The 21,307-nt window shown below is 34.6% G+C and carries 18 protein-coding genes; 9 read left to right on the forward strand and 9 right to left on the reverse strand.

The genetic code is table 11. From position 1 onward, the window contains the following. Positions 1-22 precede the first annotated feature (22 nt). Both CCY98_RS05250 and flgK read left to right on the forward strand, forming a co-directional pair. Complete coding sequence (locus CCY98_RS05250) at positions 23-478, forward strand: hypothetical protein (protein WP_181566549.1); 456 nt, start codon at positions 23-25, stop codon at positions 476-478. Between the two features lie 10 nt (positions 479-488). Then, entirely contained in the window at positions 489-2,318 is a 1,830-nt protein-coding gene (flgK, locus tag CCY98_RS05255) for a flagellar hook-associated protein FlgK (RefSeq protein WP_112057526.1), read from the forward strand. Here flgK and CCY98_RS05260 read toward each other — a convergent pair. From CCY98_RS05260 to recR, 4 genes are read right to left on the reverse strand one after another with little or no spacing between them, the layout of a single operon-like run. After that, the gene (locus CCY98_RS05260; protein ID WP_112057527.1) at positions 2,315-3,082 is read right to left on the reverse strand and encodes a TIGR02757 family protein; all 768 of its coding nucleotides are present in this window, start codon (positions 3,080-3,082) and stop codon (positions 2,315-2,317) included. The two genes, flgK and CCY98_RS05260, sit on opposite strands and share 4 nt — an antisense overlap. Before the next feature lie 9 nt (positions 3,083-3,091). Then, positions 3,092-3,760, reverse strand: coding sequence for a hypothetical protein (locus tag CCY98_RS05265; protein ID WP_112057528.1), 669 nt, complete (start codon positions 3,758-3,760; stop codon positions 3,092-3,094). 55 nt (positions 3,761-3,815) lie between these two features. Further along, positions 3,816-5,015 carry a potassium/proton antiporter gene (locus CCY98_RS05270; RefSeq protein ID WP_112057529.1) on the reverse strand — a complete coding sequence of 400 codons (1,200 nt, stop codon included), beginning with the start codon at positions 5,013-5,015 and terminating at the stop codon, positions 3,816-3,818. A gap of 19 nt (positions 5,016-5,034) precedes the next feature. After that, positions 5,035-5,607: a recombination mediator RecR gene (recR, locus tag CCY98_RS05275; protein ID WP_112057530.1), complete on the reverse strand. Its 573-nt coding sequence runs from the start codon at positions 5,605-5,607 to the stop codon at positions 5,035-5,037. 183 nt (positions 5,608-5,790) lie between these two features. Between recR and dnaJ the strand changes: the two genes are divergently transcribed. Both dnaJ and CCY98_RS05285 read left to right on the forward strand, forming a co-directional pair. Continuing rightward, complete coding sequence (gene dnaJ / locus CCY98_RS05280; protein ID WP_112057531.1) at positions 5,791-6,909, forward strand: molecular chaperone DnaJ; 1,119 nt, start codon at positions 5,791-5,793, stop codon at positions 6,907-6,909. 23 nt (positions 6,910-6,932) lie between these two features. Next, the gene (locus CCY98_RS05285) at positions 6,933-8,276 is read left to right on the forward strand and encodes a DASS family sodium-coupled anion symporter (protein WP_112057532.1); all 1,344 of its coding nucleotides are present in this window, start codon (positions 6,933-6,935) and stop codon (positions 8,274-8,276) included. A 77-nt stretch (positions 8,277-8,353) separates the two neighbouring features. On the opposite strand, the gene CCY98_RS05290 is transcribed toward CCY98_RS05285, so the two are convergent. Further along, positions 8,354-8,902: a hypothetical protein gene (locus CCY98_RS05290; protein ID WP_112057533.1), complete on the reverse strand. Its 549-nt coding sequence runs from the start codon at positions 8,900-8,902 to the stop codon at positions 8,354-8,356. A 127-nt stretch (positions 8,903-9,029) separates the two neighbouring features. Here CCY98_RS05290 and CCY98_RS05295 point away from each other — a divergent pair, with 127 nt between their 5' ends. From CCY98_RS05295 to CCY98_RS05315, 5 genes are read left to right on the forward strand one after another with little or no spacing between them, the layout of a single operon-like run. Beyond that, complete coding sequence (locus CCY98_RS05295; RefSeq protein WP_112057534.1) at positions 9,030-10,841, forward strand: extracellular solute-binding protein; 1,812 nt, start codon at positions 9,030-9,032, stop codon at positions 10,839-10,841. Positions 10,842-10,851: 10 nt separating this feature from the next. Further along, positions 10,852-11,889, forward strand: a complete 1,038-nt coding sequence (locus tag CCY98_RS05300; RefSeq protein ID WP_112057535.1) for an ABC transporter permease subunit — start codon at positions 10,852-10,854, stop codon at positions 11,887-11,889. Position 11,890: 1 nt separating this feature from the next. After that, a complete protein-coding gene (locus CCY98_RS05305; RefSeq protein WP_112057536.1) occupies positions 11,891-12,916 on the forward strand; it encodes an ABC transporter permease in 1,026 nt (341 codons plus the stop codon). After that, on the forward strand, positions 12,897-14,450 hold the full coding sequence (locus CCY98_RS05310; protein WP_112057537.1) for a dipeptide ABC transporter ATP-binding protein: 1,554 nt from the start codon (positions 12,897-12,899) through the stop codon (positions 14,448-14,450). Before CCY98_RS05305 ends, CCY98_RS05310 begins: the two co-directional genes overlap by 20 nt. Beyond that, entirely contained in the window at positions 14,447-14,989 is a 543-nt protein-coding gene (locus CCY98_RS05315) for a thermonuclease family protein (protein ID WP_112057538.1), read from the forward strand. The genes CCY98_RS05310 and CCY98_RS05315 overlap by 4 nt, the downstream gene beginning before the upstream one ends. A gap of 8 nt (positions 14,990-14,997) precedes the next feature. Here the strand turns inward: CCY98_RS05315 and polA are convergent, their stop codons facing one another. From polA to rsmA, 4 genes are read right to left on the reverse strand one after another with little or no spacing between them, the layout of a single operon-like run. After that, complete coding sequence (polA, locus tag CCY98_RS05320; RefSeq protein ID WP_112057539.1) at positions 14,998-17,688, reverse strand: DNA polymerase I; 2,691 nt, start codon at positions 17,686-17,688, stop codon at positions 14,998-15,000. A gap of 3 nt (positions 17,689-17,691) precedes the next feature. Beyond that, positions 17,692-18,432 carry a TerC family protein gene (locus tag CCY98_RS05325; RefSeq protein WP_112057540.1) on the reverse strand — a complete coding sequence of 247 codons (741 nt, stop codon included), beginning with the start codon at positions 18,430-18,432 and terminating at the stop codon, positions 17,692-17,694. Positions 18,433-18,473: 41 nt separating this feature from the next. Further along, positions 18,474-20,453 (reverse strand): ribonuclease J, encoded by a 1,980-nt coding sequence (locus CCY98_RS05330; protein ID WP_112057541.1) that lies wholly within the window; start codon positions 20,451-20,453, stop codon positions 18,474-18,476. Positions 20,454-20,466: 13 nt separating this feature from the next. Continuing rightward, on the reverse strand, positions 20,467-21,264 hold the full coding sequence (gene rsmA / locus CCY98_RS05335; protein ID WP_343217648.1) for a 16S rRNA (adenine(1518)-N(6)/adenine(1519)-N(6))-dimethyltransferase RsmA: 798 nt from the start codon (positions 21,262-21,264) through the stop codon (positions 20,467-20,469). Positions 21,265-21,307 lie beyond the last annotated feature (43 nt).

Here is a 21,307-nt window from a genome sequence, read left to right on the forward strand (position 1 = left end):
AATTCACTTTTAGGAGTTATCTATGTCTTTGCAATTTTTAAAAGATGCATTAGAGGACATTAAAGCACTCATTGCAATTACAGAACAAGATATTTCAGATATCAAAGAAGCAAAAAACGAACCTATTTTTGCCAGAATCGCACAAAAAGAAGAGCTAACAAGTTCCTTTATCCGCAAAAAAGAAGCTTACGCCAAAAGCATTGAAACAAAACTAAAAAAAGACTATCCAAACGCTACACTTGCCGATCTAAGCTATGAGGAAAAACAAAAGCTTTTGGGAGAAGGCGCAAGCGAATTCACCGCACAACTTCACGATAAACTTGAAGAATTAAAAAAACTTAATTATCGCTTTGGAAAAATGTCATTAGCAGTTTCTGAATTCTACACTTCACTATTGCGCAACATTGTTCCTGTAGAGCAACAAGGCTATAGCAAAAGCACTCTAAGCAATTCTTCTTTCTTAAAAACTGAAGTTTAGGGGAGAAACTATGGGTGGATTACTTTCTTCTTTAAACACTCCTTATACTGGACTAACCGGACATCAAGTTATGGTAGATACGGTGAGTCACAATATTGCAAATGCTAATAATGAATTTTACTCCCGCCAAGTGGTTAGAAGTTCAGCACAAACACCACTTCAAACTTCATCAAATTATGTCATCGGACAAGGATTAAATATCCTAAGCGTTGAGCGTATCCATGATGAATACACTTTTTCTCGCTACAAAAAAGCAAGTGCGGAAAAAACCTTTTATGAAAAAAGCTTTGAAGGCTTAAAAGAAGCCTCATCTTACTATCCCGAAGTTGATGAAGTGGGCATCTATAATGACTTGCAAAACTATTTTAATGCTTGGAAAGATTTATCGACCAAATCCGGAGATTCTGCACAAAAAATTGCCCTTGCTGAACAAGCATCCACACTTGCTAACAATATCTCTAACACAAGAGATAGGCTTGTAAATCTTCAAAAAAGCTTAAACAATGAACTTAAGGTGGCAGTTGATGAAGTTAATCGCCTAGGGGAGCAAATTGCGCAGCTTAATAAGAAAATCGCTGAATATGAATATAAAGAGCTCAATCAAAAAGCCAATGATTTAAGGGATTTAAGAGATCAATATGAATTTGAAATCAATAATCTCATTGGGTGTGATGTTTTTAAACAAGGTGTTATGGGCAGTGCTTGTGTGAATGAAAATATTGCTGATTTTGATGATGGCTACACTCTCACTGTTGGCGGAAAAGCTATTGTTGATGGCACTTCATTTCATCCACTTACTCTTGATAATTCTCAAAATCCAAGCGGAATCTATACAATTAAATATCTAAGAAGCGATCATAAAGAATACAATCTTACCAATGCTATCAATGAAGGAAAAGTGGGTGCTATATTAGATTTAATCCGCACTGAAGATGTGTTAGATTGCAATGGAACTTTAGGCAAATTACAAGTTTATATCAATGATTTAGACACCTTTGCAAATGGGCTCATTGAAGCAACCAACAACATTTATGCACAAAGTTCGCAGCTAAGTGCAAAAAGTGACACCTTAAATATCAATTCCCAAGATGCGCTAGTTACTAGTGATTATAACATTAACTCTGGAAGTTTTAAAGTAGTAATGTATAACAAAAAAGGCGAAGAACTTGGCTCAAGAAGTGTTGAAATTGACAATCTTACAAGCATGCAAGATGTTTTAGATCAACTCAATGCAAACATTGATGACAATAAAAATGGAAATGCTAGTGATGACTTTGATGATCGCTTTGTAGCTACTTACAATAACGAGACAAAGACATTTACCATTACTTCAAAAAATCCTGCTGAGGAAATTTATATTTCTATTCAAGATGATGGGACAAATTTTGCAGGAGCGCTTGGAATCAACCGATTTTTTGCCGGAAATAGCGCAGATAATATTGAACTTGCCGAACCTTACAAAAGCGATGCAACACTAATTCGCGCCTATCGAGAACCTGTTGATGGAAACTTTGAAATTGCTAACCTCATGCAACAGCTCCAATATGACAAAATCACTTTTACAAGTCAAGATGGAACACAACAAAGTGAGACTATTAGTGGATATTTTCGCTATATTGCTGGAAGAGTTTCTTCTCAAACTGAAAGCACACAAATCACACTAGAAACCAAAGAAGCTGTTTATATTTCTGTCAAACAAGAATACAAAGCGATTTCTGAAGTTTCTGTAGATGATGAACTCATTAATCTAATCAAATACCAAAGCGGTTATAGCGCCAATGCCAAAATGGTTTCAACCATCGATGAAATGCTCAATACTCTACTTGGTCTAAAGAGCTAAATAAGTCCTAACTGACCAATTCTATAAAGAGCAAAGTCATATTTGATTGGATCTTTTGAATCTAGCTTTTTTAGAAACTCACTCACTTCTAAAGCTGCCTTTAAATCATAGCTTTTTCTTTTTAAAATACCAAGCTTTTGAGACACTCTAAAGGTATGCGTATCTAAAGGCAAAATCAAATCACTCCGCCTAATCCCCTCCCAAAATCCAAGATCAATGCAATCTTTACGCACCATCCAACGCAAAAACATATTCCAACGCTTCAAAGGAGAATTAGATTGAGGTTTGCCAATGAGAAATTCTAAGCCTTTTGTTGTGTTTTGAAGATTGTTATAGAGATGATTCTGCAAAGCTTCAATTCCCTTTAGCAAAGAATCCTTTTTATAAGCTCGATAAAAAATTTCATATAAATTCCCACTCATTAAAAGAGATTCAAAAAAATCTTGTATTTCATCTTGATTTTGAAAGCGATAAGGCTTATTTGTGCAATAGGGAATCTCGCTTAAACACGCATTGCTTTGAATACTTGTTTGCTCCAAAAAATATAAATTGCAAGATTCTAAAAATCGCACAATTGCCCTTGCATTTCCATAGGCAAACAAAGCACAAAAAAGCGCCACTTTATCACTTATAAATTGTCTTGCAACGCCTAATGGATCGGGTAAATCTGTTGTAATGGAATGATAATGATTAAACGCTTCATATTGCTCTTCTAAGAGATGATATACGAATTTCTTAGAAGGATTTTTGGGAATCTTTATCAAAGATTCTCTTTAAAATAAGAAATTGTAACCAAAATAGATTCCCGTGCTAGAAGTGTCGCTTAAATCCAAACTCGTCCCTGTTGGAGCATCATTAATAAGCACACTACTACTCTCCTCCCCAAAATCTAATCGTTTTGATTGAATGCCAAACTCTAACTCCCCAAATTGCATTTCATAAATTGCCCCAGCTCTAACACCATAAGTTAGCCCAGTATAATCAAGTTTCCCCATAGCACTATTATTAATCACAAAACTTCCAGAATCAAATTTTCCAAATGCCAATCCTGCTTCCACTCCAAGCAAAAGTCGCCAACTTTGTGTATTTGGAATCCGTGGAGTGAAGGAATAACCAAGAGTTAAAGTGCGATAAGAAAATCCATTTTTCTTTAAAGTATTTTCAAAACCAAGCAAGATTCTATGATTTGGGCTTAATAAATATCCCGCCTTTATTCCAAATCCAAAAGGTTTTTCATCTAAATCGTGATTTTGAGAATCAAAACCCACAATTCCAAGATTAGCATCTGATTCTACTTTATTATAAGTCCCATAAACACCAAGCAAACGATTCTTTCTTGTTTCATATAGCGAATGATAAGTGCTTTGAGGAGCTATTCCTTGATAAATTTCATAACTCACTAAAATTTCTACCATTAAAAACAAAAAAACAAAAAAACGCACAAAAACTCCTCACATTGAATCTCTTTAGCAAACAAAAAGCAAAAATAATTCCAAGCTACTCTTCAATGATTCCAAGTCGTTTTGCCATAAAACCAATCGTAACTCCCTGCAAAAGCACCGAAACAAGCACCATAAAAAACACCACATTAAAAATCATATGTGAATTTTCAAGCTTATAAGCATAAGGATAAGTGGCTAAAATAATAGGTACTGCTCCTCTCAATCCCACCCACGAAATATAAGCTTTTTCTTTAGTACTATATTTACTCTTCATTAGAGAAATAAACACACTCATTGGACGCGCAATAAAAATCAATACCAAAGAAAGAATTAAGGCTTGAATAGCTATTTCTGGGAGTTCTGATGGGAACACCAACAAACCTAAAACCAAAAACACTACAATTTGCATCATCCAAGCAATCACATCGTGAAAGGCAATAATATGTGCTTTATTAGGAAAAGCAAATTTATTTGTCATAATTCCTGCAATATAAATGCTTAAAAAACCATTTCCGCCTAAAAGTGAAGAAAGTCCAAAAATCATAAATAACCACGCTACACTAATAAGAGGATAAAGCCCTGCTTGAGAAATATTAATAAACTGGCAAATCTTAGGGAATAGATAGCCACACACTAGCCCAAGCACCCCTCCAATCGCAAATTGTATAACAAAATAAAAAAACCATTCACTCACCGCATTAGCTTGAGGCATCGTAAGAATTTGCAAAACAATAATTGTTAAAAAAATTGCCATAGGATCATTGCTTCCTGATTCTAATTCCAAAAGCGGACGGATATTATTTTTAAGCCTAATCTTTTGAGAACGCAAAATCATAAAAACTGCTGCGGCATCTGTAGAAGAAACAATCGAACCCAAAAGCATTGATTCTAAAAATGTAAAGTCTAAAATCAAATAAATAAAACAAGCCATCACCAAAGCTGTAATTAAAACACCAAATGTTGCAAGCAAGATTCCATTAATCGCAACTGGCTTCACTTCTTCCCAAAAAGTGTCAAGCCCTCCACTATATAAAATAAAAATCAATGCAATTGTCCCTATAGCTTGAGTTAGCAGTGCATTATCAAATTCAATTCCACCAATCCCCTCACTTCCAAGCAACATTCCAATCCCTAAAAACATAAGCAACAATGGGATTCCAATTTTCTCTGAAATTTTACTTGCATAAACACTGATAAACAAAATCACACCAATAATAACAATATAAAGATTTAAATTCTCTATAATCTCTACCATTATTCCCCCCCCTTTTTTTTTAAATTTTCACGCGAGACTGCAAAGCTCGTATAATAGAGAGCTGATCAATATTTTCCAAGCTCACACCCGTTGGCACTCCCTGTGCAATTTTGGTAAATTGCAAGTCTAAATGACTAAGCTTGTCTTCTAAATACAGCATTAAACTATCGCTATTTAAAGATGGGCTAAGCGCAAAAATAATTTCCCTTACTTTGTTTCTTATAATTTTGTTTTCCAAAAACTTTATATTTAACGATTCTAAAGAAGTGATCACAAAATACTTCCCATGAAACTCGCCACTCTCTTCTAATAAAAAAATCTCTTTAGGATTTGTTAGAATACAAAGTTCGCCATTGTTTCGCATCGCATTTGAACAAATCTCGCAAACTGACTCTTTGCTAATCCCAAAACATTCTTCACAAATTCGTAACTCTTGCATACAATGCTCAATATTATGGGCAATCTGCAAGGCACTAAATTTATCTTCAAAAGCCAAAAAATAAGCAAGACGCATTGCTGATTTTTTACCTATGCTTGGAAGTTTTTCTAAAGATTCTACTAATTTTGCAAAACTTTCTGGAAGTGATTTCATAAAATATTACCCTAGCCTTTTTATATTAAAAAAATGCCTATTAAATCTAAAGTAAATTATAACTGCAACTAAATGAATAATCAATAAATCTACCCCAAATCCAAGAGTAAAGTTAATAATAAATCTAGTTAAAATTAGCTAGAATCTGCCATTAATTTTTTAAAATAATTAGGAGTTATTAATTTGGAAGAATTTGATTATTATGAAATATTAGAAGTGCAGCGCAATGCAAGTGGAGATGAAATCAAAAAAGCTTATCGCAAAATGGCTTTAAAATACCACCCAGATAGAAACCCCGATAATAAAGAAGCCGAAGAAATGTTTAAAAAAGTCAATGAAGCCTATCAAATCTTAAGCGACAGCGAAAAAAGACAAATTTATGATACTTATGGTAAAAAGGGATTGGAGAGTAGCGGATTTGGCTTTAGCGATATGGGAGAGAGTATTTTTGATATTTTTAATTCGGTATTTGGTGGCAATTTTGGAGGTTTTGGCGGATTTAGCCAAAGAAGTAAGAAAAATGAAAAATATCCGCGTGATTTGGGAATAGCCCTTGAATTAACCTTTCAAGAAGCGGTTTTTGGCTGCAAAAAAGAAATAGAAATCCTTTATAAAAAATCTTGCGATTCTTGCCAAGGAAGCGGTGCAAAAGATGGAAAGGTAGAAACTTGCAAAGTTTGTAAAGGTAGCGGTAGAGAAACTTTTTCACAAGGTTTTATGACTTTTGCTCAAACCTGCTCTAAATGCCATGGAAGCGGACAAATGATTAGTGAAAAATGCGAAAAATGTCATGGCAGAGGCTACAAAGAAGAAAAAGAGAAATTTGAAGTCAATATCCCAGAAGGTGTTGATAGTCACAATCAAATCCGAGTAACCCAACGCGGAAATCTTATGCCAGATGGCACAAGGGGAGATTTATACATTGAAATCCAAGCTCTAGAAGATGAACATTTTATCCGCCATCATAATGATATTTATTTAGAAGTCCCTGTGTTTTTTACTCTTGTAATGCTTGGAGGAACCATTAAGATTCCTGCACTAACCAAAGAATTAGAGCTTAAAATCCCCATTGGCGTCAAAGATAAACAACAATTTGTTTTTCATGGTGAAGGTGTGAAAAGTGTCAATGGTAATAAAAAAGGAAATTTTATTGCTGTTGTTAATATTACTTATCCTACTAAGCTTGAAGAAAAACAAAAATCACTACTCAATGAATTACATCAATCTTTTGGCTATGAAGAAGCAAAGCCTATCAACTGCCTAGAAGGGCTTGTGGATAAAATCAAAAATTGGTTCAAATAATCCAAAAATAGGGGAAAATTGATTTGGAATCAATAAAAAAATCTCTAATTATTATTGCAATTGATATTCTTATCTTTGCACTTTTATATACTTTTTTACCCTTTGAGAGAAATGCAAACATCGGGATTTGCATTTTGATTTTTGTGGGGATTTTGTGGATTACAGAGGCTACCCATACTGCCATTACTGCATTGTGCGTGCCCTTTTTGGCAGTAATCTTTGGCTTAGAAAATACCTCTAGCGCATTAAAAACTTTTGCTGATCCGGTAATATTCCTGTTTTTTGGAGGTTTTGCGATTGCTAGTGCATTGCATATTCAAGCACTAGATCGTTTCATTGCAAATTATCTCATTTACTTAGCAAAAGGCAAAATGAGCTTAGCTATTATCCTGCTTTTTTGTGTTGCTGCCCTTCTTTCAATGTGGATTAGCAACACTGCCACTGCTGCTATTATGCTACCTTTGGCACTTGGTATTCTATCTAATCTCAAAATAGACAAAGACCGCAATACTTTTGTGTTTGTGCTTTTGGGTGTGGCATATAGTGCAAGTATCGGAGGCTTTGGAACTTTGGTTGGAAGCCCACCAAATGCAATTGCAGCTGCATATTTGCAAATGAACTTTTTTGATTGGATGAAGCTTGGAATACCATTTATGCTAATTATGTTACCTAGCTGCATTATTATTTTGTATTTACTTTTGAAGCCTAATTTAAACACTCAATTTAGCATAGAATTAGAAAACACACAATGGAATCACAAAAAAACCATTACCCTAATCATTTTTGCCCTCACTGCACTTGCATGGATATTTAGTGCAAAAATCAGTTCTCTTTTGGGGGGTATTGATGATTTAGACACCATTATTGCCCTTGCTTGTGCAATTGCTATTGGGGTTACCAAAGTAGCCACTTGGAAAGATATTCAAAACAATACAGATTGGGGTGTTTTGTGGCTTTTTGGTGGGGGATTAGCTTTGAGTGCGATTTTAAAAGATTCTGGAGCTAGTGCAGTTTTGGCAAATGGTGTAGCACAAATCTTTGGCAATAGCCATTGGCTAATTATTATTATCGTAGTGGCCTTTTTCATCATTGCCCTAACCGAATTTACAAGCAACACAGCAAGTGCTGCTCTACTTGTGCCGATTTTTGGAGTAGTTGGCGAAGCTATTGGAATGCCAGAACATATCTTGCCGCTTGTAATTGGATTTGGTGCAAGTTGTGCCTTTATGCTACCTGTGGCAACTCCACCTAATGCAATTGTATATGGAACAGGCTATGTCAAACAAATAGAAATGATGAAATATGGCGTATGGGTTAATTTATTTTCGATTGTTTTAATTACGATATTTGCTTCTTTGGTTTGGTGAGCTTTAAGAAACTTTTTACGCATTATTTGAGAGAATAAAAGCAATGCAGATTCGAGAATGGAAAAATCCATTCTTGACTACATTACACTTAAAATGCCCAAAACAATGCTTACAAGACAGCCTGCCAAAATTGTCCCATATTGAATATTTCTATTTTTCTTAGAGTTAAAAAGAGTAATCATCAATCCAGAGAGGTAAAGCAAAACCATCGTAATACCAAAACCAATAGCTAAAACATCAAAATACCATTTGGCTTTTGCTTTATGAAGCATAATAAGATCGCCAATAAAAGAGCGCTCTAGCGTTGTGATAGTCCATTGATTTTCACCGCTTTTAGCAATACTTGCTGAATAATGCGCTCCACCCACGCTCAAAGCACCGCGTTTATTAAGTGTAGGCTCTGTTTTAGAGGGTAAAGGAATATTATTACTTTGCAAATAATTCAACATCGCCTCTACTTCTCCCCCCTTAGCAATCTCGGCATTAAGAATGTAAGTGTTCTTAGTTGCTCCGCTATCTTGGTTAAACCCACTAATATACAAAACCCCTGTTAGCGCATACATTAATGCAACCGGCAGAAAAAACAAGCTAAGATAAATGTGAATATTACGAAATTGTTTTGTCATTGTTAATCCTTTTGAAGTAAAACTAAACGCGAAAGTATAGTGAAGAAATGTTAATAAAATGTTAAGCAAAAATAATCTTTTATTTGCTAGAATCAAAAAAGTTTTTTGAAAAAATCCAAGGAATGCAATGCGTTATTTATTTTTTCTTTTTTTCTTTATTTTGAATCTTTTTAGCGCAGACACTTACAGCGACAATGCCTTTGCTATTAATGGTGAAGTGAAATACAAAAACTTCAAACATTTTGACTATGTCAATCCCAATGCCCCTAAGATGGGACATATCAAAGAATATGCCATTGGGACTTTTGATAGTTTTTATGATTTTTTGCTTAAAGGCACAAGTGCTCAAGGACTACACCTTATTTATGATACACTAATGGTGCGTTCTTTAGATGAACCAAGCAGTCAATATGGGCTTATTGCCAAACAAATCCAAAGAGCAAAAGACAATACCTTTGTGATTTTTCATCTTGATCCCAATGCAAGATTCAATGATGGCAAAGAAATTACCGCATTTGATGTTGAATTTAGCTTTAATCTCATTGCGCATGGAGAAAATCCTTCAATGAATCGCTACTATGCTGACATTAAAGAAGCTATCGTGGTAGATAAACACACTATTCGCTTTAATTTTAAAGATTCTAAAAATCGAGAATTAGCTTTAATTTTAGGGGATTTACCCATTCTCCCTAAACACTATTATGAAACCACAACCCCCAAAGCAAACCCACTTAGAATCCCACTTGGAAGTGGTCCTTATAAAATTGAATCTTTTGAAGCTGGGCGTAGCATCACTTACAAAAGAGTAGAAAACTATTGGGCAAAAGATCACCCAACGCGCATTGGATATTTTAATTTTAATAGAATCACTTTTGATTATTACAAAGATGATTCTGTAGCACTTGAAGCTTTTAAAGCAGGGAGGTATGACTACAGACAAGAAATGAGTGCTAAAAATTGGGCTTTAGGTTATAATGGCAAGGCGCTTAATAATGGCGAGATTATCAAACAAGAAACCTTGCACTCCCTCTCTAGTGGAATGCAAGGTTTTGTTTTTAATTTACGCAAAAGCATTTTTCAAGACATTAGAGTAAGAGAAGCTTTAGGGTTAGCATTTGACTTTGAATGGAGCAATAAAAATCTCTTTTTTAATCAATACGCAAGGACAACAAGCTTTTTTGATAATTCAGAATTTGCAAGTGTTGGGATTCCACTTGGAGAGGAATTAAAACTCTTAGAATCTTTTAGAGATAAACTCCCACAAGAGCTTTTTACCCAAAGTTTCAAGCTCCCTATAACACAAGGCAATGGAAACAATAGAGACAATCTTAAAAAAGCACAAAAACTACTTAAAGAAGCCGGTTTTGCAACAAAAAATGGTAAGCTTTATGATAAAAATAATCAACCCTTTGTTTTTGAGCTCTTACTTGTTTCTCCTGCGATGGAGCGCGTTGCCATACCCTTTGCTAGAAACTTGCAAATTTTAGGCATTGAAATGAAAATTAGATTAGTTGATGTTAGCCAATACATTAATCAGCTTCGCGCCTTTGATTATGATATGATTGTAGGAGTTTTCCCCCAAAGCCTCTCTCCAGGCAATGAGCAAAGTTTTTTTTGGGGATCTAGTGCTGCTGATGCAAAGGGTAGCTATAATTATGCGGGGATTAAAAATCCTGTAATTGATTCTCTAATACAAAAAATCATTAATGCCAAAGACTATCAAGACTTGCTTACTGCAACAAGAGCACTTGATAGAGTGCTCTTGTGGAATTATTATGTAATTCCACATTTTCATACAAAAACTTTCCGAATTGCCTTTTGGAATTTTTTAGAACATCCCCAAATTACACCCATTTATGATGTCGGATTTGATACTTGGTGGGTCAATGAAAATAAACTTTTAAAAATACAAGAAAAATATCCATCTTTTAGGCGTTAAGGGAATTTGTATGGGAACTTATATCCTAAAAAGACTTTTGCTTATCATTCCTACTCTTTTTGGGATTATCACGCTTAATTTCTTTATCATTCAAGCCACCCCAGGTGGTCCTGTTGAGCAAATGATTGCTAAATTAGAATCACAGAATCTACAAGGTGAAGTCTCTAGTGGTGGAATCTATAAAAATCAAGGGCTAGATTCAGAAACAATCCAAAAAATTAATGCCCTTTATGGATTTGACAAACCACTACTGGAAAGATATTTTTTAATGCTAAAAAACTATATTTTCTTGGACTTTGGAGAGAGTTTTTATAAAAACGCTTCCGTGTTAGATCTCCTTGTAGAAAAACTTCCTGTTTCTATTTCTCTTGGGCTTTGGAGCACTTTGCTTATTTATCTTATCTCCATTCCCTTAGGCATTAAAAAAGCTATCCATAATGGCACTCCTTTTGATCACTTCACAAGCACACTCATTATTATTGGCAATGCAATTCCCACTTTTCTTTTTGCCTTGATACTAATTATTTTCTTTGCAGGAGGGACTTATTTTAGTTGGTTTCCTTTGCGTGGAATCATAGGCGACAACTTCGAATCGCTTTCTTTATTAGAAAAAATAAAAGATTATTTTTGGCATATTACACTACCAGTCATCTCCCTTAGCGTTGGCGGATTTGCGACCTTGACCTTGCTTTCAAAAAATTCTTTTTTAGAGGAGATTCACAAACAATATGTCAAGCTTGCCTTTGCCAAAGGATTAAACCAAAATCAAGTGCTCTATGGACATATTTTTCGCAATGCAATGCTTTTAATTCTCTCATCAATTCCCCAAGCTCTACTTGGAATCTTGCTCACCGGATCGCTTTTGGTAGAAATTATCTTTTCTTTAGATGGTCTGGGATTACTTGGTTATGAATCCATTATTACGCGCGATTATCCTGTGATTTTTGGGACATTGTATCTCTTTACGCTTTTTGGATTAATCATCACGCTAATTAGCGATTTGCTCTATGTTTTAATTGATCCTAGAATCAACTTCCAGAAGGTATAAAATGGGATTTTTCACACAGCGACATTACCACACTTTTAAAGCCAACAAAAAAGCCTTTTATTCCCTATGGATTTTTTTGGGGATTTTCATTATTAGCCTTAATGCGGAATTTATCGCTAATGACAAGCCTCTTTATATCCGCTATGACAATCAAAGCTATTTTCCTATTTTTCAAAGCTATCCTGAAACTACCTTTGGGGGAGATTTTGAGAGTGAAGCCAACTACAATGATCCTTATTTGCAAGATCTAATCAAACAAAAGGGTTTTTTAATTATGCCACCTATCCCTTATTCTTATGATACAATTATCTATACACTACCCTCTCCCGCTCCTACTCCACCAAGTCTTTTAAATCCTCTAGGCACTGATGATTTGGGTAGAGATGTTGTGGCGCGTTTGCTTTATGGGCTTAAGACTTCCATACTCTTTGCTTTTATTCTCACCTTTTTTAGCTCCATTATTGGGCTTTTAACCGGTGCTATTTGTGGATATTTTGGAGGAAAAATTGATTTATTTGGACAAAGACTTATTGAGATTTGGAGTGGAATGCCTATTTTATTTATCTTAATTATTTTAGCTAGTTTATTGCAACCGACCTTTTGGACTATCCTTTTTGCTGTGCTTTTATTTTCTTGGATTGCGCTTGTTCCTTTTGTGAGAGCGGAATTTTTAAAAGTGCGGAATCTTGATTATATCAAAGCTGCAAAAATGCTTGGAGTAAGCCACTATCGGATTATTTTCTATCATATTTTACCCAATGCCCTTGTGGCTTTGCTAACTTATTTGCCTTTTATTTTATGCGGAAGTATCACCACTCTAGCTTCTTTGGATTTCTTAGGGCTTGGATTACCGCCACCCAATGCAAGTTTAGGGGAAATTTTAGCCCAAGGCAAAAACAATCTTAACGCCCCATGGCTAGGTTTAAGCGGATTTTTTACTCTTAGTATCTTACTTTGTCTTTTGGTTTTCATTGGAGAGGGATTGCGAGATTGCTTAAAGGGAAATAATGAAACTTTTAGAAATTAAAAATCTTTGTTTAAAGCTTGGCAATTTTAGTCTAAAAAACATTTCTTTTACACTTGAAGAAGGGAGTATTTTAGGGATTGTTGGAGAATCAGGCAGTGGAAAATCTATGCTAGGCAATGCCATTTTACAACTCCTTCCTAATCTCCAATACCAAAAAGGTGAAATTAACTTTTTGGGACAGAATCTACTTCAATACTCATCAGCTAAAATGCAAAAGATTCGTGGCAAAGAAATTAGCTATATTTTTCAAGAGCCACTTAGCGCCCTAAACCCACTTCATAAAATTAAAAAGCAACTTGCCGAAGCACTTTTAATCCACAATCCAAACCTCCCTAAAGCAGATCTTCAAAGTAAATTAATAGAGCTTTTAGAAAATGTCCATTTACCACAAAAAGTGCTAGAATCATATCCTTATGAATTAAGCGGAGGACAAAGGCAGAGAATCTGCATTGCCATCGCCCTTGCAAACTCACCCAAACTTCTCATCGCTGATGAACCCACAACCGCTTTAGATTCCACCACGCAAGAACAAATTCTTTTGCTTTTGCAATCTTTACAAAAAAAACTTCATCTTAGTGTTTTGTTTATTAGCCATGATCTCTTAGTGATCTCCAAACTCTGCAAAACCATTCTTGTATTAAAACAAGGTGAAATTATCGAGAGAGGTTTTACACAAAATATTTTTAAAAATCCACAAAATCCTTACACTAAACTTTTGGTGCAATCCCTTCATTTCTCTTACAATACTCACTTGGATTTTGGCAAACCACTCTTAGAAGTTGAAAACTTGCAAGTTTCATATCCTACTAAAAAAAGCTTTTGGGGGAAAACTTTGAATAGTTTTGAAGCTCTTAAACCTCTTAGTTTTGAGTTAAGAGAGGGGGAGAGTTTGGGTATTATTGGAGAATCAGGCAGTGGTAAAACATCTCTTGCAAACGCTATTTGTCGCTTAGTAGAATCCAAAGGAAAAGTGGATTTACTTAATCAAGATTTCTTTTTACTTCAAGGAGAAAAATTAAGGGATTTTAGAAAAAATATCCAAATGATTTTTCAAGATCCCTTTAGCTCACTTAATCCCAAAATGACCATCGCCCAAATCCTAGCAGAAGGGCTAATTGCCCACAATATCCAAGATCGCCAAGCTAGAATCAAACAAGTCCTTTTGGATACAAGTTTAGATGAAAGCTTTTTGGAGCGCTATCCTAATGAGCTAAGTGGCGGACAAAGGCAGAGAGTGAGTATTGCAAGAAGCTTGATTTTAAAACCAAAAGTCTTACTACTTGATGAGCCAACAAGTGCTTTAGATAAAAATACACAAAAACAGATTCTTAATTTACTTCTAAAACTATCCAAACAATACCGCTTAAGCTATCTCTGCATTAGCCACGATTTAAGCGTCATTGCCACTCTTTGTCAAAATGTCATTGTCTTAAAAAATGGCGAGGCACTTGAGCGTGGCAAAACCCAAGAAGTTTTTAAAAATCCAAAAAATCCTTATGTGCAAAGCCTTCTTAAAGCAAGTGGGATTCAATGAAATTTTTTAGGATTACCTTTTTAGTTTTAGCCTTATTTTGTATGCCACTCTTTTCGCTTGTTTTTACTCCCATTCCTTTACAAGGAATTCTAAAGTCCATTTACGCCCCTGCACTATTTGGAGTTTATTCTAAGGATTTTGGAAGGCTTTATTGTCAGCTTTATGGCGTGGCTACCCCTAGCAAAAACTTCCAATCAGATATTTGTGAAATTAACCCAAAAACTCTAAAAGCAATGCGCCATTTTGCAATGAATTACACACAAAACAAAATTTTTTCTGAACAAATATATTTTCTAAGCTATCAAAATGGCTGGTGTTTTTTGCAAAATGGTGGAAATTTATTTAATGAGCAAATTATCAAAGATGGTTATGGAGTGGTTCAATATTTTGATCTCACTCAAGAAGAAGTTATTACAAAATTAGAAACATTAGAGAGTGTTGCAAGAAACAAAAGAAAAGGGCTATGGAAAGAATGGGCAAAAGAGATGGAATGCATCAAAAGCACTCTAAGAGAAATTGCCAAAGAGAAACAGAAGTGATTTTTTACCTATTTTAATTTCCCCCAATTCTCTCCAATACTTATGCTGCATTTAAGCGGCACTCTTAGTGTGGCAATATTCTCCATAATTAAAGCAATCTTTTTGGCTTCTTCACTAGCTATTTCTTTTGGAGTTTCAAAAATCAATTCATCATGCACTTGCAATAATAACTTTGATTCTAAAGAGGAATGTATAATTTTATTCATTGCCATTTTGATAATATCAGCTGCACTACCTTGAAAAATTGCATTAATTCCCTCCCTTAAAAAAGCCGCCTTTTGATATTCTTGAATCCCATCAAAATCAAATTTTCTCATTCTACCCAAAAGCGTTTTAGAATAACCATTCTCCAAAATAAATTCCTCTTGTTTTTTTAAAAAATCCTTAATCATCGGAAAAGAAGTGAAATAATTTTGGATATAAGTTTTGGCTTCTTGAAAACTGATTTTGAGTGTTTCAGAAAGCTTTTTAGGACCCATTCCATAAATTAAACCAAAATTAATACTTTTGGCAACTGCTCGTTTTTCTTGCGCCATTTCCTCCCCAAAAATCTTTTTGGCTGTTTCTAGGTGAATATCTGCATCTTGTAAAAATGCATCAATCATTGCCTTATCTTGTGAAAAATGCGCTAAAAGGCGCAATTCAATTTGTGAATAATCCAAACTCACTAACAAACACTTTTCTTTTGCAATAAAGCCCTCGCGTATGCGTCTTCCCTCTAAAGTTTTTACAGGAATATTTTGCAAATTAGGATTTTTGGAACTAAGGCGTCCTGTGCTAGTGCCTGTTTGCATGAAAGAAGTGTGGATTCGATGCTCTAAGTTATTTTTTGCGTGTTCAATCAAAGGCTCAATATAAGTGCTATAAAGTTTAAAAGATTCTCGATATTCCAAAATTTTAGGAATAATGGGATGCGAATCATAAAGTGAATTTAACACCAATTCAGAAGTGCTATAACCTATTTTAGTCTTTTTGCCTGTTTGTAGCTTTAAATCATCAAATAAAACACTCGCTAATTGCTGGGGAGAATTAAGATTAAAGCGCTTATTGGCTAAAATAAAAATTTCTTCAGAGATTTGATGCAACTTCTCTCTTGATTGCGCATTTAATCTTAAAAAATATTCCAAATCAATTTTAATACCTAATAACTCCATACTCATCAAGCTTTGAATAAAGGGATATTCCACTTTTTGTGCGATCTCCAAAAGCGATTTATCCGCTAAGCTTTGAAGTTTAAAATAAAGCTGATAGCAAGCTGCTGCATCTTCACTAGCATACTCACATGCACGCTGAATTGAGATATTTGAAAAATTTTCATTTTTACCCACAATGTCTTTGTAATGAATCATTTCGTGATTAAAATATTTTTTCATCAAAAAATCTAAATTGCAAAGAGAATCACTCTGTAAAAGCCAAGCCAAAAGCATACTATCGCGTACTTTTGAAAAATCCTCTGCAACAAAATCAAAATTTGTTTTTAGAATTTCAAGATCGTATTTGAGATTATGACCAATCACGCATTGAGATTGAAAAATCTGCTTAATACACTCTCTAGCACATTCCAAACTCACTTGCGATTCAACACCCAAATAATTATGTGCAATAGGGACATAATAACAATCTATACCATTTATACTAAAAGAGAAGCCAACAATCTTTGCCTTTCTTACATCTAAAGAAGTTGTTTCAGTATCAAAAGAAAAAATACTCTCTTTGGGCAATGCCATAAAAAATTCCCTAAGCTCTAAATCACTCCCAATCAAATGTGGCTTATAAACAAACTGCTTTTTTTGCTTGTTTTCTTGTGATTTGATTGGTGTATCTTTTATTTGAGGTGTAGCATTTTTGTTTATTTTTTTTAAAATACTATTTAAATCATATTCTCTTAAAGAATCCAAGATTTTAAGCAAGGGCGAGTCTTGAGGCATTTTACATTCACTTAAATCAAACTCTTCTAACAAATCATCTCTAAGCCTTACAAGCTCTCTACTGCGATATGCATCGTCTTTAGCCACACTTAGAAGCTCCCTAGTTCGCTTTTGCGGAATCTCATCTAAATGCTCATAAATTGCGTCTAAGCTACCAAAATTATTTAGCAAATTAGCCGCACCCTTTGCCCCAATGCCTTTCACCCCAGGGACATTATCCACACCATCACCCACAATACTTTGATAATCTATAAATTGACTAGGATAAACGCCATATTTTTCTTTACATTCTTCTTCTCTAATTTCTTCTTTTTTACTAGGATTAAACAAAAAAGTATCTTTATCAATTAGCTGATAAAGATCCTTATCGTGGCTAATAATTCGCACATTAACATCAAGCTTATTGACTTGCTTATTAATAGAAGCAATCACATCATCTGCTTCAAAGCCTTCAATGCTAATATTTTTAAAGCCCATATCTTCTACCCATCTTATGGCAACCTCAAGTTGCAATTTCAAATCCTGTGGCACTTCTGGGCGATTTGCTTTATAAAGCGGATCGATTTGTTTGCGAAAATTTTCTCCTTTAGAATCAAGGGCAAACACTAGATAATCTTTAGGATAATCCTTATGTAACTGCATAATTAAATTTGCAAAGCCTGTCAAAAGTCCTGTTGGAAATCCATTGTGATTCTTAAGTGGCGGAAGTGCAAAGTAACTCCGAAATAAAAAACCAAAAGTATCAATAATAGTTAGGGTTTTGGTAGCCATTTTTTAAGATTTCCTTTGTGAAGCGTGTTTCTTTTTGATATAAATATTAATTGATTCCACCCCCAAAGAAAATGCCATAGCAAAATAAATATAACCTTTAGAAATATGAAATTCCAAACCTTCTGCTACCAAAGTTACGCCCACCAAAATCAAAAAAGCTAAGGCAAGAATCTTAATGGTTGGATTTTCATCAACAAACTCTGAAATACTCTTGCTTGCAAGCATCATTACCAAAACCGCTACAATAACAGCAATCATCATAATTTCTATATTATTAACCATTCCCACTGCTGTAATAACCGAATCAAGCGAAAACACTATATCTAAAATTGCAATTTGAATAAGCACACTAAAAAATCCTCGCTTAGCTCCTTCTTTTAATAGATTTTCATCACTCTTTTCACCGGCATTATCAATATCATGGTGGATTTCTAAGGTAGATTTTGCAATCAAAAACAAACCCCCAAGAATCAAAATAATATCTCTCCCAGAAATATCTTGCGAAAACACGCTAAAGAGCGGAGTTGTAAGCTTCATAATCCAAAAAAGTGAGAGTAATAGCATCAAACGCGTTAGCATTGCTAAACCAAGACCAAAGATTCTTGCCCTCTGTCTTTGCTCTTTTGGTAACCTACCTACCAAAATAGCAATAAAAATAATATTATCAATCCCCAAAACAATCTCTAAGCCAATGAGCGTCAGCAAAGCAACCCACATTTCTGCACTCAAAATCCACTCAAACATTTCAATCCTTCAATAAAATCTAGGCAAGAATCACAAGGATTCTAGTTAAAAATAATATTTGGAAAAATAATAGGATAACGCTTAGTTTTCTTAAACATTAGCTTTCTTAGGGCATTACGCACCTCATTCTCCATTGCTTTTTGGCTATTATAGAGTTCTTTTTTGCAATTTTTAACAAAAAGACTAAAAAACTCTTCAATCTCTTTATTAAAACTCATAATATCTTTATTCGCAATAATTCCCATAGTTTGCACTCTAGGCTTACCAATAAGGGCATTTTTAGCCTTATCAATTTGCACCATCACGCTAACAATCCCATTTTCAGCCAAATTTTGTCTATCCAAAACAATATCATTAGCAATAGTTGCATTAACTTGATTATCAATATATGTTTTGCCGGTTTTTACGCTTCGGACTTTACGCAAATAATTATGTGCTACTTCCACTTGATCGCCATCTTCCATAAGATAAATATTCTTTTCATCAATTCCGCAAGAAATAGCTGTTTCTTTGTGCTTTAAAATATGATTATATTCTCCATGCACTGGCAAGAAAAATTTGGGCTTTACAAGTCGCAACATAAGCTTCTGCTCTTCTTGTGCAGCGTGTCCGCTTGTATGAATCTCACTAAAGTCTTGATAATAAACCTTTGCTCCTGCTTTGTTAATAAAATTCAAAATATTAGACACCGATCCTTCATTTCCAGGAATCGCCTTAGCTGAAAGAATCACAATATCACTTGGCTTAATTTTAATATGCCTATGCTCATCTGTTGCCATACGATAAAGCGCACTCATTGTCTCACCTTGACTACCAGTTGTTACAATCAAAACTTCTTCATCTGCATATTTTGCGACTTCATGTGCTTCAATAAAAATATTTTGTGGCAAATCAATATATCCTAAAGCTCTTGCAATTTCTAGGTTTTTTTCCATGGAACGCCCTATCACTGAGACTTTACGCCCATATTTCAATCCATGTTGAATAGCCTGATAAACGCGATGAATATTAGAGCTAAAAGTGCTCATAATCACACGCCCCTTAGCACGAGAAAAAAGCGTATCAAAAGCAGGTCCAACACTTGCTTCACTTGGCGTATAACCCGATTTGTGCGAATTTGTTGAATCGCTTAACAAAAGCAAAACTCCCTGTTCGCCATAATGTGCAATTCGATTTAAATCTGTTGGGTATCCATCTATTGGGGTGTGATCTATTTTAAAATCTCCTGTATGAAAAATCACTCCTGCTTCTGTCTTAATAGCTAAAGCACTTGAATCTACAATGGAATGCGTGATATGAATCCATTCAATCTCAAATTCACCAATTCTTATGGGTTTTCTCTTTTCTACTGGGCGGAAAAGAGAGCGGAATTTTTTAAGCCCATGCTCATCAAACTTTGATCCAATCAAACCCAAAGGAAGTGGAGTCCCATAAATAGGAAATTGATATTTTTTAAATAAATAAGGCATAGCGCCAATATGATCTTCATGTGCGTGTGTAATTACAATCCCTGCAATTTTATCTTTAATTGCTTCTAAATAACTAAAATCTGGCACCAAAATATCAACACCATGCATATCACTATCAGGAAAACTCATCCCCGCATCAATAATAATGGCAGAATTTTGCGTTTCAATGATTGTCATATTTCCGCCAATCTCTCCAAGTCCTCCAATAGGAGTAATTCTAACTTTTGCATTAGGATTAAAGTGTGCTTGAGAATAGGTAGTGAGTGAATTTTGATGCACTCTTGCATTCACTTCCACCGCTTTTTTTAAATCAATATGGCTTGATTCTTTGCCTCCCATATTTTTATTACGAAATTTCTGATCGCCTTGTGTAGAATTTTGAGATTTTTTAGAAAAGCGTTGATTGTGTCGATGCTGTCCATTTTGAGCTTGTTTTTCCTCTCCTTGTTGATTGTTTCTTGGTCTAAAACGCCTTTTATTTGGCTCCCTTTGTGTTTCTATTGTTTCTTGTGAAGGAATATTTTGTGTATTTTGTGTTGCTTTTTCTTCCATGATAATCCGCCTTTTATAGTAATTTCAAAAGTCGGTGATAATCGGTCGTATCAATCTCGTGAGGTCTTTTATTAGAAGCAATCCCTAATTTTTCCAAAGTTTCCATAATTTTTTCTTTAGAATAAACCTTGGAGAGATTGTTAAAAAGCGTTTTTCTTGGAGCACTAAAGGCAATCTTTAGCAATTCTTCTAGCTTTACCAAAAAATCACTTGATGGAATCTGATTTTTTTCTATCAAAAATACGGCTGAAGTTACCTTGGGTTGAGGCACAAAAGCACTTGGTGGAACTTCAAAAAGCATCTTGGCTTCCCCCACGCTTTGGGCTAAAACACTTAAAGCACTAAAATCACTTTGATTTTGAATTGCACAAAATTTTAAGGCAACTTCCTTTTGCGTCATCACGACACAACCCTTACACAATGGATCTTTGATTGCTTTAACTACCAATAAAGTGGCAATATAATAAGGTAAATTAGAAATAAGAAAGTAAGGCTTATCCTCTAAACTCTCACCACTCCAAATTTCTATTATATCGCCAATTTTGAGCTCTAATTGTCCATTTTCAAGGGCTACTTTAAAACGCTCTTTTAAATAAGGGATTAATTCCTTATCAACCTCATAAGCAGTGATATTTCCTAAGCTTAATAGCTTATTTGTTAGATCACCTAAGCCAGCCCCAATTTCAATGAATTTTAAATTTCTAAATTCCTTGGGAATGGATTGGACAATCTGTGATAAAACTTTCTCATCTTGTAAAAAATTCTGTCCAAAATGCTTTTTAGCAATTTTATTTTTTTCTGTTGTTTTAATCTTTTAAGCCTTAAAAATATTTTTTTATTGTAGCACAATTTTG

The organism is Helicobacter sp. 11-8110 (genome assembly GCF_003288905.1).
Classification (GTDB): Bacteria; Campylobacterota; Campylobacteria; order Campylobacterales; family Helicobacteraceae; genus Helicobacter_D; species Helicobacter_D colisuis.

Coding starts and splice junctions, on each gene's coding strand:
- CCY98_RS05250 (WP_181566549.1), top strand. CDS start 23: ATGTCTTTGCAATTTTTAAAAGATGCATTAGAGGACATTAAAGCACTC.
- CCY98_RS05310 (WP_112057537.1), top strand. CDS start 12,897: ATGAAACTTTTAGAAATTAAAAATCTTTGTTTAAAGCTTGGCAATTTT.
- polA (WP_112057539.1), bottom strand. CDS start 17,688: ATGGCTACCAAAACCCTAACTATTATTGATACTTTTGGTTTTTTATTT.
- CCY98_RS05315 (WP_112057538.1), top strand. CDS start 14,447: ATGAAATTTTTTAGGATTACCTTTTTAGTTTTAGCCTTATTTTGTATG.
- CCY98_RS05270 (WP_112057529.1), bottom strand. CDS start 5,015: ATGGTAGAGATTATAGAGAATTTAAATCTTTATATTGTTATTATTGGT.
- CCY98_RS05300 (WP_112057535.1), top strand. CDS start 10,852: ATGGGAACTTATATCCTAAAAAGACTTTTGCTTATCATTCCTACTCTT.
- flgK (WP_112057526.1), top strand. CDS start 489: ATGGGTGGATTACTTTCTTCTTTAAACACTCCTTATACTGGACTAACC.
- CCY98_RS05330 (WP_112057541.1), bottom strand. CDS start 20,453: ATGGAAGAAAAAGCAACACAAAATACACAAAATATTCCTTCACAAGAA.
- recR (WP_112057530.1), bottom strand. CDS start 5,607: ATGAAATCACTTCCAGAAAGTTTTGCAAAATTAGTAGAATCTTTAGAA.
- CCY98_RS05305 (WP_112057536.1), top strand. CDS start 11,891: ATGGGATTTTTCACACAGCGACATTACCACACTTTTAAAGCCAACAAA.
- CCY98_RS05325 (WP_112057540.1), bottom strand. CDS start 18,432: ATGTTTGAGTGGATTTTGAGTGCAGAAATGTGGGTTGCTTTGCTGACG.
- CCY98_RS05295 (WP_112057534.1), top strand. CDS start 9,030: ATGCGTTATTTATTTTTTCTTTTTTTCTTTATTTTGAATCTTTTTAGC.
- CCY98_RS05290 (WP_112057533.1), bottom strand. CDS start 8,902: ATGACAAAACAATTTCGTAATATTCACATTTATCTTAGCTTGTTTTTT.